Consider the following 17,965-nt stretch of genomic DNA (forward strand, 5'->3'; position numbering starts at 1 on the left):
GGTAAATAAGAAGATCATGCCCAAACCCATGCCTGAATCGCATACGCAGGACAGCACAGCCAAGCAGCTGCTGCATTTTACCCACCGTGTGGTCGTCAACTTTCTGCGAAATCACGGCATCCTGCTGGCAGGCGGTGTCGGTTACAACGTGCTGCTGTCTGCTGTGCCCCTCTTGGCGGTACTGGGGGTACTGCTGACCACCATTGTCGATGAACAGCAGCTGTTCGAAGTGATGGCGGTGCAGGCAGCGCATTTCTCACCTGCACATGCTGGCCTGCTACTGGAGGCCGTTCAGGAATTCATGGAATCGCGAGACATCATCGGTATTGTCAGCTTTCCGGTCCTGCTGTTTTTCAGTTCGTTCGCTTTTCGCATGCTTGAAGATTCAATTGCCATCATCTTTCACGAGGCAGACAATCCGCGCCGAAAAGCATGGATCTCCGCAATTCTCCCCTACGTCTTCATCACCGTACTGGGACTCGGACTGCTGACGCTTACGGTACTCTTCACCATGGTGAACGCGGTCTACGACGAGCCAGGACTGTTTCTTTACATTATCAGTTTCGTCGGCGTATTCATCCTCTTCAGTGCTATCTACAAATTCCTGCCCATTGTGAAGATCTCGCCCCGCAGAGCTATCATTGGTGGCCTCGTCGCGGCGGTGTTATGGGAGGGCACCCGGCTGCTGCTGATGTATTACTTTATCAACGTTTCCCTGGTTGGCGTTGTATACGGTTCTCTGGCGACGATCATTATCATTCTGATCAGCCTGGAAATCGGCTCCATCATTCTTCTGCTCGGCGCCCAGGTCATCGCCGAGCTGGAGCGCAGCCATCGCGCCGGCCTGCCCTGGCATACAGCGCCAGGTGGTGACGCGGAGTTGCACGCCCGCCCGGTCAATATCTGAGAGAAGCCCATGTTTTTCTATACTGGTTTGCGCGGAAATATTAGAGGTATTCGTGGTGACGGTTGACGGGGCATTTGTTGGGAAAGCTAAACCGGTCTGGTATAGTAGTGCGTTATTTTCGACTGCGAATATCTGAGTGTAGATTGCTCTCGGATCTGGTATAGAATACTTTAAAATAGTTTGTGACATTTCACACGAGAGACCCTGGCTCCATGACTGAACAAACGTCGACAGTGCCCCAGGCGCTGACCATGCAGCTTTATGAATCCTATCAGTACCTGGCAGAAGCCTGTCTCCTGCTCGAAAACGCCGTTCGTGGCGATCGTGAGCAGTACCCTGTATACGTGCCCACTTTTGGAGTCAGTGAAGAGGATCATGCCTCGCAGGCCGCTCGCGATGCAGCCCTTGCCTCGATGACCCAGCTCTATGTGCTGGACGAAGAGGAAGCCATGGTCGGCGCAGGCATTCTCTGTGCCTCGTCCGATACGGTCGACGCTGCAGAGACGCTGAATAAGGCGAAGCTCGCCTTCAAGGCAGCAGTGATGGCGGTCCGAAGTTATGGCAGTTCCAAGGGTTCCCCCGTCGACCGGGTTACAAAGTTGATCAATGACGAAGTACTGGAGAAAGGCTATCGGAATGAGGCCCTGAAAACCGCCTTGGGCACGGCAGGCATCAGCGCCCTGGATCTGAAACGATGTTATGCCCAAATTCGGATCATGCCCCCTCACCTGGATGTCTTTAGCTGGACCTGGGCAACAAACCATTCACGTATCAAGAAAATCACGGTAGAAGACGCCATCGAGATGGCCAGAAACCTGCCTGACTCACATCGCGCTGCGGCCGTGACGGCCGAGGCCCTGCTCGGCCAGTGCAAAGCTGGCGAAACCCTGGTAAAGCGCGTGCGCTTGCGCAACCAGCTCAGGGCGAACTATGCCTATCGCGAAGACGACAGGGTCATCCGCAAGGCCTGCCCTGTATCTGGCGTCGTCATCGCCCAGCAAAAGATCATGCCGCGTAAGTTGTGGCGTGAAGATCCTGCCACACTCGACCAGGAAAACCCACGCCTGCCCCGGGTGTCAGGCATTGAGCAGGCACCATTCATCCAGGTGCTGGACCTTTACCGCTACGCTAAATCCGATTGAAAGGAAAAAGCCGGGGAATTACCCCGGCCTCATGGCCACCCAGGCTACTGACCCAGATTTTCTTCACCAGTATTTGGCTGCTCCACCCCTTCCGGCTGCGTCATGACATCACCGGGAACGGTCACGCCTTCCTGCTCGACTTCAACCTGTTGCTCAGAGGTCTGTCCTTCCATGGTCGACTCGCCGACTGCAGGCATGTCATCTTGTTGCTCACAGCCTGACAAGGCTGCCAGCCCAAACACCAGGGCGCCGGTCGTAAAAATTCCTGTCCTTCTCATAGTCTTGCTCCTTTGTCCATTGTGAAACTGCTCTGTACGCCTTCGCGGGTACGCGACAAGTGTCTGATCAGTTCTCCCGGCAGACGTCAGCGAGCCACAATCATCGGGTCTGGTATAGTATTGTACATAAAACAGAACCGGATCAAGGTCGAGCGATCCCAACTGGACGCCCGACCTCGAACTCAGCCGGCTATTACTGATTCAGCGTCAGCTTCCAGCCGGTCAGCGTACCGACGTCACGGGTGTAGACGTCCTGCACAGTCAGCGTCCATGCGCCACTGAGCCCGTTGAACTGACTGGCGCTGACTGAGGCGGTATAGGTCCGGCTGCCTCGACTGTTATCGCGATTGCTGCTGTTTTTTACCACCACGGAGCGACCACCCTTGGCTAGCGTCAATCGAATGTCACCCTGGTAGGTATGATCGATCGTCACTGAGACCGTCGCGCTACTGGCTGCAGGCGCCTCTTCTGGAATAGCGATCTGACTGCTGATCGTACCGCGGTCGGGAATAGCCTGTGGGTTTGTGCTGGCATATTCATACTGACCATTGTCGCCACCACCAGACCCCTCCCCCACTTCAAGGAAAGCTGCGGAAACGGCACCCCAGTTACCTGCAGCATCACGGGCCCGAACGAAGACTGTATGCTTGCCTTCGGTGAGTCCACTGGTATCGATACTGCCAGTCAGCTGTTCAGTCCGCTCATCGAACCCGCCATCGCTCGTCGCTAGCGCAACAGGTTCGGCGCCGGCCTCCCAGGGTGGCACGTCGATATAGTATTCCGCCTGCGCGATGGTCTGCACGGGCTCGCTGCCGTTGCGGTTACTAAAACGCGTATCGGTCACACTTGCAGTCAGCGTTGCCGCGGTGGCATCGGCAGAAATACCCAGACTGGTGACATCCGGCCCAGCAGGCGTGACATAGGGGGTACGAACGACCTTCGCGGCGTAAATGAGCGCGCGCAGGTTGTCTGGTTTGATCTTGCCGTCATACACCGAACAGCTCTGGAAGAAGTCCGTTCCCAGTTCGAAGGTGTAGGCGGCCACACCAAGCTCGCCGTAGCTCACGCCATCGCTGGTGCCGTCTGTGGGATACAGACCGATTGACTGCTGCGGTGTATAGCCATTGAACCACGCAAACTTCCGACCCAGTGTCTGCAGGGCCCTGCCGTTCGGAGCGGCGCTATTGGTATCACCCCAGGGCCATAGCACCAACTCGCTGTAACTGTGGATATCCAGGTGGATGCCACTGGTGTCAGTCGGCGCAGCGTCATTCCGTCCTGAGCCGCGTCGGTCTGGAAATATGCTGCGAACATAATTCTCGATGGCCTGGGTTTCAGGCTCCGAGCCCGGACGGGGACCACGGTAAGTATCATTGCACTGGCTACCGCTTGAGCCGTTGGCGCTGTTCCACCCGAAAGTGAAATTGCGGTTCAGGTCCGCGCCGCGCTTGTTGCTGCTCGCGCCGCAGTAGTTCTGGTTTGCATTCTTGCGCCAGAGCAGGCCGGTCTCGGCCTTTTTGCGACCATCTGGATTGGTCTGCAGCATCAAATGCACTTCATGATGATCCAGAATCCAGGTGAGATCTGCGTCTGTGCCGTAGCCATTGAGCAATGTGCGTGCGAAGTCGAGCGTCAAGGGGGCGGTGGTAAACTCCCGAGCATGGATGGCGCTGTTGATGAACAGGATCGGCTTTTCACCCCCGGTATTTCTGTTGGTCAACTTCAGCACCCTGATGTCATGACCACCCAGCCCCTGGTTCTTCTCCCATGAGTTTCCGACATCGATCCAGCTTGCCAGCGCCGGATACGTCGTCACCAGATCAGCAGCGACTGCGAAAGTTTCTTCGACAGTCTCATAGCATTCAAAACCCGGTATACCCCGGAGCATGACATCCTGGGCCATGGCAGGATCACTGCCACTGACCGCGGATGACCGCAGTTCCTGTCTGAGCCGAGTCATCTCCTGCATGGTCGACAACACCTCACTTCGCTTCGCGAGCCACTCGGTAGCTGGCTCGAAAGTGAAACCGAAGCGACGCAACTTGTCCTGCTCGGACTCACTGAGTTCCATGATGAGGTAGCCGCCATCATAGTGTGACGCCAGCAGGTTGGCGTGGAACGATATGGCCGCCTTGCGGGCCAGTTTGAGGTTGGGAAAGTGAACCTTGTATACCGTGTCAGCCGCCGCCTGTTCCTGAGCGGCGAGATGATTCAGATCATCGTGGGCTGCCACCTCTAGCGGCAATACGGCACCAGCAGTCAGGGCCATGATGATGTAGCTGAGAGGGCGTAATCGAACCTGTGTCATTATAGTAGTCTCTTGTGAAGGCTTTGCTCCTGAACAGAGCATGCGGATGAACCCCTTTTGGGGCAGGACCGCCATCGGCACTCTGAAAGCCTTCATAGGAGAAACTGCAGCATTCTTCTAACTGTCGAAAGGCTGGTTCAGCTGCTGGTTCGCCTCGATGAGGCAGCAGCCGTCAGCGACATCGCCGCTGGCTCAGGCGAACGAGAATCAGGATCAGCTTTCGCAGCCAGGCGACTGAAGATTCTATTAATTTTCGTTCATCCGAAGTGTATTATTAGCGTCACACAGCGCCGAAAACAACAAAAAACCGAGCCAGGACCAATTGATGCCGAACACCTCACACTTTCATGTGATCTGCACATTATCACTCTCCTCCAGCATGCTTCTGGCCGCATCATTGCAGCTGTTCACCGCCAGCCCGAACGCGTGGTCGACCGAGGCCTGTGGCAGTGATCAGATTCAGGCTATCGCGACAGAATTCCGGAAAATTCGCACGGTGGCCGGTCACTTCAACGGCGCTGATTGGCACCCTGAAGTCGATGCCTATGATGGCCGCAAGCATCAGCTCATGCAGGTCCTGGCCGAACGCGCACCCGAAGAAGGTCTCGGTGGCGAGTGTCTGGCCCTGCTGTTGGGGGAGCCGGATGAACTCACGCGGGTCGATACTCCGACCGGAGCAAGTATGCTCAGTCAGATCGAATGGGAAAACATCGGAAGCACGTCTGGCGAAGAGCTACTGACCTATGATTGGCGCGGTCGACACGACCGCCTGGTGTTTCTGATCAGGGACGCTCGAACCCTAGCCGCTGGTTGGCTGCTGAGCTACGAATAAAGACAGCAAGTCCGACAGTTCTTCGACAGTCCCGTAAGCTTTCTGGCTCATGAAATCGCGTCCAGACACATTGTAGAATCAGTTCTCCAGAGTTTTAATGTTGTGATGCAATTCACTGAATCTGCGAGGAACTGAGAAATGTCGGCATTGGGCGTCGTAAAGGAACTGATCCAGACCTCCCTACCAGGGGCCAGAATTGACAAGGACATCGCTTTCAGCAAAGACGTCGAAGGCTGCGCGTTCGCGTTGCACATCAGCCACAGCCGTTATGAGTTCGTGGCGGTGATGGATAGAAACAGGGAGTGTTGGCTGCTCGGCCTGGAAAATGATTACTTCGATTGTGAATTCCAGTATGACACTTTAAGCGCCGAGACCTTCTCTGACCATTTGCGCTCAGCCGCTGCCAGAACGGAAAGTATGCCTGCATAAGGCCTGACAGTAGTTTACAAGGTGTCCAGCAGGTCTAGCAGACTTCGGCTATCCACCGGCTTCACCAGATGCTCGATAAAGCCCGCCATCCTGCTGCGCTGCTTGTCCTGGGTCTGCCCATAACCTGACAGCGCAATGAGCGTGCAGCGTTCATTGACATCCAGCTGGCGTATGTGGATAGCCAGGTCGTAGCCATCCATGCGTGGGAGCGCAATATCGAGGATGGCGACGTCGAAGGTCTGTCTGGAAAAAATATCGAGTGCCTCAACGGGGTCGTACGCCACCGTCACCTGATGGCCATGCATTCCCAACAGATCAGCAAAGACGTCTACAGCATCCCTGTTGTCATCCACTACCAGGATATGTTGCAGCCTCGTAGACGATGGGACTGCATTCGCAGCAGCCGGAACTTTTTCGACATGCGCTGGTGGCTCCAATGGCAGCCGCACAGTAAAGGTGCTGCCTTTCCCCTCACCAGCACTATCAGCATGCACCTCGCCCCTGTGCAGCTGCACCAGATTCTTCACCAGCGCCAGACCAATGCCCAGGCCGCCCTCGGCCCTGTCGGTACTGCGTCGACCCTGAACAAACAGTTCGAAAATTTCCGGAAGGAGGGCCTCTGAGATACCAGCGCCATTATCTGTCACTGTGATAACAAGCTCGCTGTCCGTTGAACTCGCCGACAGCGCTACACGCCCACCCTCATGGGTATATCGCGCGGCATTGGTGAGCAGGTTGGCTACGACCTGCGCCATTCTCGCGGAGTCACCATGCCAGTGGATGCTGGGAACATCGAAGCTGAGATGCTGATGCTTGCGCTCGAAAAGATCAGCTGCCATGTCCACAGCCTTGAGTAGCATCTCACGCAAATCCACGGTTTCCGGTCTGAGCTCAACCTTGCCTCGGGTAATCTTGGAGATATCCAGCAAATCATCGACCAGCCTGACCATATGCTCGACCTGACGCTGAATGACGACCTGCTCCTGCACGATGGCCGGATATTTCAGCTTCATGAGTTCAAGTGCTGTCACGATAGGCGTCAGTGGATTGCGTAGTTCATGGCCCAGCATCGCCAGAAACTCATCCTTGCTGCGAGCAGCGAGCTGCAGCTCTTCATTCAGCCGCTCGGTCTCCTGTCTTGCCAATACCTGCTCGGTAATATCGACCACGATCACCATCACACCATAGATCCGGCCGATGGATCGCCGTAATGGCGCGAGGTTGTAGGTGTAGAAGCGATCCTGAATTCGCCCATCGAGATTCAGGCGTACAGGCATTTCGCTAGAGATTTCGGCTTTGCCGGTCTCATAGACCTTGCAAAATGCGGTGCGAACAGGACTACCGATCAGTTCCGGAAAGACGTCGTCAAAGGCCCTACCGACAATGTCCTGTCGACCGACAATATCACAATAGGCCCTGTTGGCCAGCTGGAACGTCAGGTCGTCCCCGACCAGCACTGCCGTACCGACCGGTGTGTTCAGCAGCAGCAGATCATGATCGGCAGCTGCCAGTTCATGGGCACGCCTGTTGACCGCCTCGATCATCGCTGAACCGATGATGACTGAACATTTTTCGAGAAATCGTCGATAATGCTCGTCGAACGGAATCTGCGGATTGAGCCCGAACGTGAGCGTCAGATCGTAGTGAAGACCCAGTTCCCGAGTCCGCAGACTTATGAGAGGCAGACCATCCTGTGGGTGCTCGCCATCATCGAAGGCTACGAAACGGATATCCGATGAGGAGGGAGTATGGTCTGAGTGAACCGCTTCCATGATATCAACTTCAGTGTTACAGGCAGCGAGTCCCTCCGCCAGACTATTAAGATCCTGCTGGCGACGCTCCTCGAACATGCGCTGCGAGGTTTCATTGCACAGCACCAAGACACCTGCGACAGCGTCATGTTCATCAAAGACCGGGGTACAGGTGTAAGTCCAGAACACATCCTCGAGCTGGCCATTGCGCCTCACAGGAATGAGTCTGTTTTCGAAAAGACTGGCGGCACCACTCGACATCACTGACTCGATCTCTGGCCGAAAGACGGACCAGTTTTCGGCCCAGCACCGTGTACCGCTCTGCCCAAGGGCAGCAGAATGCTTGTCGTCCCCGAAGCTGGGAAGACAGGCATCATTATAGATCTGGATGAGCTCGGGACCCCACCAGAGAAACATCGGCTGTCTGGAATTCAGTACGATCGCCGCTGCCGTTTTAAGACTGGCCGACCAGCGGGAGAGTGGCCCCAGCGAGGTAGATGACCAGTCGAAGGCGGCGACGAGGTCGCGCATGACCGTGCCTGAGCCAACAAACCGCGGAATGTACACATGAGAGACAGCCGAGGCGTCGGCAATTCGCGATCTGGAACTCGGCATACATCTTTACTACATCGCGACGGGCAAGGACCGAGTATGCGATCAAAAAATCATCAGCACCATATACTGCCTTTACAAAGACGCAGACACTGTGAATTGCTCGCAGGAATGGCTACATGGCACACTGGACGACAGTCAGTTGAGGAGTGAAGTGTGGCAAGTGATCTACATGAGGAACGCCTGGCAGGGGTGGTGCAGGCATTGCTGGCCAGCGGAGCTACCCGCATTCTCGATCTTGGCTGCGGTAGCGGCGAACTGCTATCAGCACTGCGCAGTCATGCTCAGTTCACCCAACTATTGGGCATTGATATCGACGAGCATCAACTGGCTGAGGCGCGCGCGGTGTTGGGACTCGACCTTCTGGCACCAGACGAGCGTCTGCATGTTCGCTACGGCTCTTTCGAAGAGGCCGATCGCCGACTCAGAGGTTTCGATGCCGCGGTCATGCTTGAAACCATTGAACACATCGAACCGTCACGACTCTCAAAAGTTGAGCACATGGTGTTTCGAGGACTGCAGCTGTCTACCGTCCTGATCACGACGCCGAACCAGGAATACAATGTCGTCCATGGCATGGCCCCCGGCGAGCGCCGCCATCCTGGTCATCGCTTCGAATGGACCCGCGCCCAGTTTTCGGCGTGGGCAAGCGGGGTGGCCGAGCGCAACGATTATCTGCTTGAGTTTTCAGCTCTGGGGCCGCCCCACCCCGTCTACGGCAGCTCGACGCAAATGGCACTATTCAGGCGCCGTTGAGCGGCGCCCGGGACCGCATTCAGAGCGCTACGCCTACACTGTCCAAGCAGTACATATTGTGATAGACTTCGCCGCAAAGATTCCCCATGGATTAACATCCGTTAATATTTAGCCCAGGACCGACTTTTGAAGATCACGCCACCTTAGCGCGCAAGCCCTCCCCGTCGTTCTAATATCAATGTCAGTTCGAGCCAGTCGAATCCCGGTATTCAGTACCCGGTAGACGCCCTGACGCTTGTCAAAACGTCAGTCTTTGTCGCTGTCTCGATTACTCAGTATCTTGTCCGGTAACCCCATGTCGCAAACTGTTTCTTCCGGCTTTGTCCGCAACTTCCTGGGCAATGCACCTGTGTGGTACAAGCAGGTCATCGTTCTCTTTCTGCTCGTGAATCCGCTTGTTTTCTGGTGGCTAGGACCGGTAGTTGCCGGCTGGCTTCTGGTAGCGGAATTCATCTTCACCCTGGCCATGGCCCTGAAGTGTTACCCACTGTTGCCTGGCGGACTGCTTGCCGTCGAGGCCTTGCTGATTGGCCTGGCGACGCCAGAGGCCGTATACGCGGAGGTCGTGGTCAACCTGCCGGTCATACTGCTGCTGATGTTCATGGTGGCAGGCATCTACTTCATGAAGGAGCTTCTGCTACTGACCTTCACCCAGCTTCTGCTGGGGATCAAGTCGAAGTCGTCCCTCTCATTGCTATTCTGCGCTGCCGCCGCTTTACTGTCGGCTTTTCTGGATGCCCTGACTGTGACGGCAGTCATCATCAGCGTGGCCGTTGGCTTTTATTCGGTCTATCACAAGGTAGCCTCGGGTCGCGGTTATCAGGAAAGCCAGCACAACACCCAGAGTGACGAGCACGTTATCGAGTTGCACCGGGAGGACCTTGTGAATTTCCGAGCCTTTCTGCGTAGCCTGTTGATGCACGGCGCAATCGGCACAGCCCTCGGTGGCGTCGCGACCATGGTCGGCGAACCGCAAAATCTGCTCATCGCCAAGGTCGTGGGTTGGGATTTCGCTTCGTTCTTCCAGCGCATGGCCCCCATCAGCATGCCCGTGCTGCTCGCAGGTCTCATGACCTGCGTGCTACTGGAGAAATTGCGCTGGTTCGGTTATGGCGTTCGTTTGCCAAAGCCGGTTCGCAGGGTGCTTGAGGAGTTCGCCGAAGAGGAGCGGAAAAAACGGACGAAATCTGATCAAGCTGCTCTTTGGGTTCAGGGTATCGCTGCGATCATCCTGGTCATCGGCCTGGCTTTCCACCTCGCGGAGGTTGGCCTGATCGGGCTACTGGTCATCATTCTGATCACCTCATTCACTGGTGTGACGGATGAACATCAGATTGGCAAGGCCTTCCAGGAATCCCTGCCTTTTACCTCTCTCCTGATTGTATTCTTCGCAGTAGTGGCAGTCATTCACCAGCAGCACCTGTTCAAGCCTATCATCGACTTTGTGCTGGCGCTGCCTGAAGCCCAACAGCCGGGAATGTTCTTCATCGCCAACGGTGTGCTATCGATGATCAGCGACAACGTCTTCGTCGCCACTGTCTATATCAGCGAGATTCAACAGGCCTTCAACGCGGGCAGCATTAGCCGTGAACACTTCGAAAAGCTGGCGATTGCCATCAATACGGGGACCAATCTGCCAAGTGTCGCTACGCCCAATGGACAGGCGGCCTTCCTGTTCCTGCTGACCTCCGCCATTGCTCCACTGGTACGCCTGTCTTACGGGCGCATGGTAGTGATGGCGTTTCCTTACACCGTGGTGATGAGCGGCATAGGCCTGCTGGCGGTGACCAACTTTCTCTAGGTGAGCGTTAGGCCGCGACATCACGCGTCAGCGGCCTGATCATACTCCAATCGACTGGATAGATTTATGACCAACAGCATCAAAGCCGACTGGTTTTCCAACATCAGAGGTGATCTTCTCGCGGGACTCGTCGTAGCCCTCGCGCTGATCCCCGAAGCCATTGCCTTCTCCATCATCGCTGGCGTAGATCCGAAGGTCGGTCTGTACGCGTCATTCTGTATCGCCGTCGTCATCGCCTTTGTTGGGGGTCGCCCCGGGATGATTTCAGCAGCTACAGGGGCCATGGCCCTCCTCATGGTGACACTGGTCAAAGAGCACGGGCTCGAATACCTCCTGGCAGCCACCCTGCTTACAGGTGTACTGCAGATCATTGCCGGCTACCTGAAACTTGGTTTGCTCATGCGCTTCGTATCGAGGTCGGTCGTGACCGGCTTCGTCAATGCGCTGGCCATCCTGATATTCATGGCGCAGTTGCCTGAGCTCACCGGTGTAACCTGGCACGTCTACGCCATGACGGCCGCGGGCCTGGGCATCATCTACCTGTTCCCATTGATCCCGGTCATAGGCCGGTTGATACCGTCCCCATTGATTTGCATTGTGGTGCTGACAGCCTTTGCCATGGTCTACAACATGGACATCCGCACGGTTGGCGACATGGGACAATTGCCAGACACCCTGCCGATCTTCCTCTGGCCAGATGTGCCGCTGAACCTCGACACGCTGATGATCATTCTGCCATATGCGGTGGGACTCACCGTTGTTGGTCTGCTGGAATCCATGATGACGGCGACCATCGTCGATGACCTGACCGATACCACAAGCGACCGAAATCGCGAGTGCAAAGGTCAGGGTATTGCCAATATCGGTGCTGGACTCCTTGGCGGCATGGCGGGCTGTGCGATGATCGGTCAGTCCATCATCAATATCAAATCCGGTGGTCGCACACGCCTGTCGACACTGTCCGCCGGTCTGTTTCTGCTCGTCATGGTACTGGTTCTGGATGCCTGGCTGGTGCAAATCCCGATGGCTGCCCTGGTAGCTGTCATGATCATGGTGTCGATCGGCACTTTCAGCTGGGATTCAATCCGAAATCTCCGTGAGCATCCGCTCTCCACCAACATCGTCATGGTCGTGACCGTCATCGTGGTCGTCGCCACCCATAACCTGGCCTTCGGCGTCTTGGCCGGGGTACTGCTGGCGGCGTTGTTCTTCGCGAACAAGATCGGCCACTATATGGCTGTTGCCTCCGACTTCGATGAGGCCACTGACACTCGGACCTACCGGGTCGTAGGTCAGGTCTTTTTCAGCTCATCGGAGAAGTTTGTAGCCAGCTTCGATTTCAAGGAGGCTGTCGATAACGTGGTGATAGATCTCTGCGGCGCGCACTTCTGGGATATCACGGCAGTGGCTGCCCTCGACAAGGTCGTGGTCAAGTTCAGGCGTGAAGGTGCTGATGTCGTCGTCGTCGGGCTCAACGAGGCGAGTTCGACGATAGTTGACCGCTTCGGTGTTCATGACAAGCCGGATGCTGTAGACAAGTTGATGGGACACTAACCATGACACAGAACAGTGAAAGCGAGGGTGAAATGCAGCAAGTCATAGCCTGTATCGACGGCTCCAGTGCAGTGCCGGCCATCTGTGAATACGCAGCCTGGGCAAGTTTGCGTGCGCAGGCGCCGGTCATGCTACTGCACGTACTCGATGAGGACAGCTATCCAGTCGAGCCGGATCTGGCTGGAAATATAGGTCTCGGTAGCCGCGAACACCTGCTCAAGGAGCTCGCTGAGCTGGATCAGAGGCGCAGCAAACTGGCGCTCGAGCATGGCCACCACATGCTCGATGAGGCGGAGGCACGGGTGCAGGCCGCCGGTGTCAGTGACACTCACAAGCGCCAGCGGCATGGCGACCTCACCGAATCGGTACTGGCCCTCGAAGAGCAGACGCTGTTGCTGGTAATGGGTCTGCACGGTGAGAGCAGCACGGGCAGGGACATGCACATCGGTAGCCAGCTGGAGACCGTCATTCGCAATGTGCATCGGCCAGTATTATTGGTGCCGGACCAGTTTGAAGCACCTGACAGTGCGATGCTGGCTTTCGATGGCAGCGCCACTGCGTTCAAGGGCGTAGAGTTGCTGGCTAACAATCCGGTGGTGTTCAAGAATATGCCGCTCCATATCGTCATGATTGGCGCTGATACCGCTGAACACTGGGCGCAGCTGGACAAGGCCAAGGAGATGCTCGCGCCGCTTGGTGGCGAAACACACCTGGCAATTCGCGAAGGCGATGTCGAGCAGACCCTGCACGCCTATCAGGCCGAGCATGACATCGACGTGCTGTTGATTGGCGCCTACGGCCATTCCAGAATCAGGCAGTTTCTGGTCGGCAGCACCACGACGTCGATGCTGAAGACGGCGAAGAAGCCTCTGCTGGTTCTTCGCTAAACCGGCGACTGCAAAACCTTTGAATGGTCGGTATGGGACTACTTGAGGCTTCTGTTTGATTTACAACAATACTTATGAGTATTGGCAGTTGTAACATCAGCAGATACCAACAGGGAGCCGACCATGACCTATCGCACACTTTTTGCACCGCACCAGCTCGAGAGCGGTGTGCAGGCACTGCAACCCATCATTCATGCTGCCGCGGATCTCGGCGCCCATCTCAAGGTCGTGGTGGTTGGTACGCTGATGCGTTTCACGCCCTCGGCAGGCTGGACCAGTCTCGATGGTTACTGGGGCGAGCACTACAGCGATACCGTCAAGCGTTGTGAGGAACGGGTCGAAGCTGTGCGGGCGGAACTTGGAGCGGCCGGCGCGCCTGGTGATGTCAGCTATGAATGCCTCGAACTCGGTGAGCTCGACAGCGTACTGATTCGTCACGCCCTGCTCGCCGATGCCAGCGTGTTTTCTGCTGCCAGCATTCAGGCGCATGAAACCATCGCCTCCGCATTCAATGGCTTGTTGCTCAGCGCAGGTCAACCTGTGCTCGTGCTGGGTGAGGAGGCGCGTTCGCTGAAATCGATCAAGCGTGTCATCGTGGCCTGGACGCAGAAGCGTGAATCCGCGCGGGCATTGCGAGATGCCCTTCCCCTGCTCTCTGCTGCGGAAGACGTCCGCCTGGTATCAGTGGATCTGTTCGATGAGGATGGCGCTCCCAAGGCTGGTGAGGGTATCGCCCTCTATTTGTCCCGCCACGGTATCAATGCAGAAACCGATAATCTTGAAACCGACGGCCTCTCGGTATCCGAGACATTGAAAGCCTATGCGGACACCATCGATGCGGATCTTATCGTGATGGGGGCCTACGGCCACTCACGCCTGCGAGAGTGGCTGCTGGGCGGCACGACGCGAGAGATGCTCAAGGGCTGTCGCAAGCCGATACTCATGTCCCACTAGCGACGCAGGCACCTTACCATGGCTGAAATTCTCTGCATCGCCCTGAACCCGACGATTGATATTTCCTGCACTGCCGAGCGTGTTCAACCGACACACAAGATCCGCACAAGCAGCCAGGTGCGTTCGCCCGGCGGTGGTGGCGTCAATGTGGCGCGCGTCATTTCAAGGCTTGGCGGGGAGGCTGAACTGCTCTACTGCAGCGGCGGCGCTACCGGCAAGCTGCTTGATGACAGCCTGCAGGACTTGCCCTTCGACCTGCTACCCGTCCAGATAGATGAGCCTACCAGAATCGCCTTCATGGTGGCGGAGCAGCAGTCAGGCTTCGAGTATCGCTTCGTACCAGATGGCCCGTCAGTCAACTCGGAAGATCTTGCCAGTATTCGCAGCGCTGTTGCCGGATTTTCCGGGCGATACATTGTGGCCAGCGGCAGTCTTCCGCCGGGGGCACCGGTGGATACCTATGCGGTCATGGCCCGGGAAGCGTGCCGCAAGGGACAGCGTCTGGTTCTCGATACCTCTGGCGAGGCTTTGAAACACACACTTGACCATGCCGCGGTCTATCTGGCCAAGCCAAGCCTTCGCGAGCTGGAAAGTTATATCGGCCACTCACTGAACGAAGCTGGGGCTCGAGCTGCGGCCATGACGCTTGTCGAGCGTGGAGCAGCTACTTACGTGGCCGTCTCGATGGGCGCCCAGGGGGCCTTTCTAGCAAGCGCAGATGGTGTTCTGCGGATGTCGGCACCAAGAGTAGTGGTACGTTCCGCCGTCGGTGCAGGCGATAGTTTCGTCGCCGCCATGGTGACCAGTTTCGCCGCCGGTCACGACGTGAAGGCTGCATTTCTTCGCGGCATGGCCGCTGGCGCTGCCGCCGTTATGACAGAAGGAACAGAGCTCTGTCGTCCCGAGGACATCGACGAGATTTACCAGCATCTGAAACCGGCGCCGCAGTGATGCTTGATATGGATCAATAACGAAACTTTACATAGGAAGATACTACCTGCAGTTGGCAACTACAGGAGATCCTTATGACCAGCAGTTCCAGATTGAACCTCAGCGCGTTGATTGCCTTGGTGGTCGGCTCCATGATCGGGGGCGGCATTTTCTCGCTGCCTCAGAATGTAGCCTCCAGCGCCGGTCCTGGCGCAATGCTCATCGGCTGGATCATTACCGGCATTGGCATGCTCACCCTCGCCTTCGTATTCCAGACGCTGGCCAACCGCAAACCGGAACTCGACGCCGGAATCTATGCCTATGCCAAAGCGGGCTTCGGCAACTTCATGGGCTTCTCGTCGGCCTGGGGCTACTGGATCAGTGCCTGGATAGGCAACGTCAGTTACTTCGTGCTGCTGTTCAGCACGCTCGGACTGTTCTTTCCCATCTTCGGTGAAGGCAATACCGTCACCGCCATTCTCTGTGCTTCTATTCTACTATGGGCCATTCATTTTCTCGTCCTGAAAGGGCTCCGCGAGGCCGCCTTCGTCAACCTGATCACGACGATTGCCAAGGTTGTCCCGCTCGTTCTGTTTATTGTCGTCGCCGCCTTCGCTTTCAGCGCCGATGTATTTACCAACGATTTCTGGGGTAAGGCCGGCCTTGAACTCGGCAGCGTGATGGATCAGGCCCGGAACATGATGCTGGTGACGGTCTGGGTCTTCATCGGTATTGAAGGCGCCAGCATCTACTCTGCTCGTGCGGCCAAGCGTTCCGATGTCGGTCGCGCTACAGTGGCAGGCTTTCTCGGGGTACTACTGTTACTGGTGCTCGTGAACGTTTTGTCCATGGGCATCATGAGCCAGCCAGAATTGGCCGCCTTGAAAAACCCCTCCATGGCCGGCGTGCTCGAGCATGTGATGGGTCCCTGGGGCGCTATCATCATCAGTGTAGGCCTGGTCATTTCGCTGCTCGGTGGCCTGTTGGCCTGGACCCTGCTCTGCGCCGAAATTCTTTTCGCCGGCGCGCGTGACAACACCATGCCGCGCTTCCTGAAAAAGGAGAACGATCGCAAGGTGCCCGTGAATGCACTCTGGGTGTCCAACGCACTCATTCAGCTGTTCCTCATTCTGACACTGTTCAACGAAGCCACCTATCTCAACCTGCTCTATCTGGCGACCTCCATGATACTGCTGCCCTACTTCTGGTCTGCAGCCTATGCCTGGCTGGTGAGCTGGCGTGGCGAGAGTTACAGCCTTGAGCCTCGCGAGCGGAACAAGGACCTCGTCATTGCCGGCATTGCCGTGCTGTACAGTGCCTGGCTCGTGTATGCCGGAGGCATCCAGTACGTGCTGCTGTCCGCACTGCTCTACGCACCGGGTGCCATCTTCTTCGCCAAGGCAAGACGGGAGCAGGATCTACCAGTGTTCAGCCCGGCAGAGAAATTCATTTTCGCGGTCGTGCTCGCAGGCGCGGCCATTGCCGCTTTCGGCATGTACCAGGGCTGGCTGACGCTGTAGTTACACTGGCCGCCTGAACGACCTATATGGAGAAGAAGATGACGAAGCCGAGCTATGGTGTACATTCTGAAGCTGGCAAGTTGCGCAAGGTGCTCGTCTGCTCGCCGGGACTCGCGCATCAGCGCCTCACCCCGAGCAACTGTGACCAGCTGCTGTTCGACGACGTGCTCTGGGTCAACCAGGCCAAGCGCGATCATTTCGATTTCGTGACCAAGATGCGCGAGCACGGCGTGGAGGTGCTGGAGTTGCACAACCTGCTCACAGACGTGCTGAAGACCGACGATGGTCGCGCCTGGATACTCGACCGCAAGATCACGGCTAACACCGTAGGCATTGGCTTGCAGAATGAAGTGAGGTCCTGGCTCGATGGCCTGCCAGCCAGGCAACTGGCGGAATTTCTGATTGGAGGCGTGTCTGGGTTCGACCTGCCTGATCAGGGCAGCGAACTGCCCAGCCTGTTCCGCGACTACCTGGGCGCAGATGCCTTCGTGCTGCCGCCCCTGCCCAATACCATATTCACCAGGGATACCAGCGCCTGGATCTACGGCGGTGTGACCCTGAATCCCATGCACTGGCCTGCCCGTCGACAGGAAACCCTGCTGACCGCAGCCATCTACCGTTTCCATCCAGAATTTGCAGACGCCGGATTTCCGATATGGTTTGGTGATCCCGACACTGACCACGGCATGGCCACGCTCGAGGGTGGCGACATCATGCCAATCGGCAAGCGGACTGTTCTGGTCGGTATGGGCGAGCGCTCCTCACGACAGGCCATTGGCCAACTGGCGCAGTCCCTCTTCAAGGCCGGGGCGGCCGACCGGGTGATTGTCGCCGGACTACCTGCCAGTCGATCAGCCATGCACCTCGACACCGTCTTCAGCTTCTGCGATCGAGACGTCGTGACCATATTCCCAGAGGTCGTTGAGGGCATCGTGGCTTTCAGTCTCCGGCCAGACGATAGCAAGCCCGGCAGTGTCGATCTGAGGCGTGAAAAAGCCCCGTTCGTAGACGTCGTGGCCGAAGCGCTCGGCCTCCCTGCCCTGCGCACAATTCAGACCGGAGGGAACAGTTTCGAAGCCCAGCGCGAGCAGTGGGACGATGGCAATAACGTCGTTGCCCTGGAACCGGGGATTGTCATTGGCTATGACCGCAATACTCACACCAACACGCTACTGCGCAAGGCCGGTATCGAAGTCATCACCATCGATGCCAGCGAGCTCGGCCGTGGTCGCGGTGGCGGTCACTGCATGACCTGTCCGCTCGTTCGTGAACCAATCGACTACTAAGCCACGACTGCAACCGAG

General features: G+C 56.8%; 15 protein-coding genes. 12 read left to right on the plus strand and 3 right to left on the minus strand.

Annotation, left to right across the window (positions count from 1 at the left end; all coding sequences use genetic code 11):
* Window positions 1-16 precede the first annotated feature (16 nt).
* Window positions 17-907, plus strand: a complete 891-nt coding sequence (locus ABD735_RS07870; protein WP_425548584.1) for a YihY/virulence factor BrkB family protein — start codon at window positions 17-19, stop codon at window positions 905-907.
* A gap of 212 nt (window positions 908-1,119) precedes the next feature.
* Complete coding sequence (locus ABD735_RS07875) at window positions 1,120-2,049, plus strand: hypothetical protein (RefSeq protein WP_344805071.1); 930 nt, start codon at window positions 1,120-1,122, stop codon at window positions 2,047-2,049.
* A 44-nt stretch (window positions 2,050-2,093) separates the two neighbouring features.
* Here the strand turns inward: ABD735_RS07875 and ABD735_RS07880 are convergent, their stop codons facing one another.
* Entirely contained in the window at window positions 2,094-2,327 is a 234-nt protein-coding gene (locus ABD735_RS07880) for a hypothetical protein (protein ID WP_344805073.1), read from the minus strand.
* 193 nt (window positions 2,328-2,520) lie between these two features.
* The gene (locus ABD735_RS07885; protein ID WP_344805075.1) at window positions 2,521-4,635 is read right to left on the minus strand and encodes a M14 family zinc carboxypeptidase; all 2,115 of its coding nucleotides are present in this window, start codon (window positions 4,633-4,635) and stop codon (window positions 2,521-2,523) included.
* Window positions 4,636-4,960: 325 nt separating this feature from the next.
* On the opposite strand from ABD735_RS07885, the gene ABD735_RS07890 reads away from it, so the two are divergent.
* The gene (locus ABD735_RS07890; RefSeq protein ID WP_344805077.1) at window positions 4,961-5,467 is read left to right on the plus strand and encodes a hypothetical protein; all 507 of its coding nucleotides are present in this window, start codon (window positions 4,961-4,963) and stop codon (window positions 5,465-5,467) included.
* A gap of 138 nt (window positions 5,468-5,605) precedes the next feature.
* Window positions 5,606-5,896 carry a hypothetical protein gene (locus ABD735_RS07895; RefSeq protein ID WP_344805079.1) on the plus strand — a complete coding sequence of 97 codons (291 nt, stop codon included), beginning with the start codon at window positions 5,606-5,608 and terminating at the stop codon, window positions 5,894-5,896.
* Window positions 5,897-5,910: 14 nt separating this feature from the next.
* On the opposite strand, the gene ABD735_RS07900 is transcribed toward ABD735_RS07895, so the two are convergent.
* A complete protein-coding gene (locus tag ABD735_RS07900; RefSeq protein ID WP_344805081.1) occupies window positions 5,911-8,262 on the minus strand; it encodes a hybrid sensor histidine kinase/response regulator in 2,352 nt (783 codons plus the stop codon).
* 153 nt (window positions 8,263-8,415) lie between these two features.
* On the opposite strand from ABD735_RS07900, the gene ABD735_RS07905 reads away from it, so the two are divergent.
* The 8 genes from ABD735_RS07905 to arcA all read left to right on the plus strand — a co-directional run bounded on the left by ABD735_RS07905 (window position 8,416) and on the right by arcA (window position 17,947).
* Window positions 8,416-9,015: a methyltransferase domain-containing protein gene (locus ABD735_RS07905; protein WP_344805083.1), complete on the plus strand. Its 600-nt coding sequence runs from the start codon at window positions 8,416-8,418 to the stop codon at window positions 9,013-9,015.
* Window positions 9,016-9,310: 295 nt separating this feature from the next.
* Window positions 9,311-10,816 carry a sodium/proton antiporter NhaB gene (gene nhaB / locus ABD735_RS07910; RefSeq protein WP_344805085.1) on the plus strand — a complete coding sequence of 502 codons (1,506 nt, stop codon included), beginning with the start codon at window positions 9,311-9,313 and terminating at the stop codon, window positions 10,814-10,816.
* Between the two features lie 66 nt (window positions 10,817-10,882).
* Window positions 10,883-12,370, plus strand: a complete 1,488-nt coding sequence (locus tag ABD735_RS07915) for a SulP family inorganic anion transporter (RefSeq protein ID WP_344805087.1) — start codon at window positions 10,883-10,885, stop codon at window positions 12,368-12,370.
* A 2-nt stretch (window positions 12,371-12,372) separates the two neighbouring features.
* Complete coding sequence (locus ABD735_RS07920) at window positions 12,373-13,257, plus strand: universal stress protein (RefSeq protein WP_425548585.1); 885 nt, start codon at window positions 12,373-12,375, stop codon at window positions 13,255-13,257.
* A gap of 123 nt (window positions 13,258-13,380) precedes the next feature.
* Entirely contained in the window at window positions 13,381-14,211 is an 831-nt protein-coding gene (locus ABD735_RS07925) for a universal stress protein (protein ID WP_344805089.1), read from the plus strand.
* Between the two features lie 18 nt (window positions 14,212-14,229).
* Window positions 14,230-15,162 (plus strand): 1-phosphofructokinase family hexose kinase, encoded by a 933-nt coding sequence (locus ABD735_RS07930; protein WP_344805091.1) that lies wholly within the window; start codon window positions 14,230-14,232, stop codon window positions 15,160-15,162.
* Window positions 15,163-15,236: 74 nt separating this feature from the next.
* On the plus strand, window positions 15,237-16,661 hold the full coding sequence (gene arcD, locus ABD735_RS07935; RefSeq protein ID WP_344805093.1) for an arginine-ornithine antiporter: 1,425 nt from the start codon (window positions 15,237-15,239) through the stop codon (window positions 16,659-16,661).
* Between the two features lie 38 nt (window positions 16,662-16,699).
* Window positions 16,700-17,947, plus strand: coding sequence for an arginine deiminase (gene arcA / locus ABD735_RS07940; protein ID WP_344805095.1), 1,248 nt, complete (start codon window positions 16,700-16,702; stop codon window positions 17,945-17,947).
* Window positions 17,948-17,965 lie beyond the last annotated feature (18 nt).

This window comes from Allohahella marinimesophila (assembly GCF_039538005.1).
In the GTDB taxonomy this organism is placed as follows: domain Bacteria; phylum Pseudomonadota; class Gammaproteobacteria; order Pseudomonadales; family Oleiphilaceae; genus Allohahella; species Allohahella marinimesophila.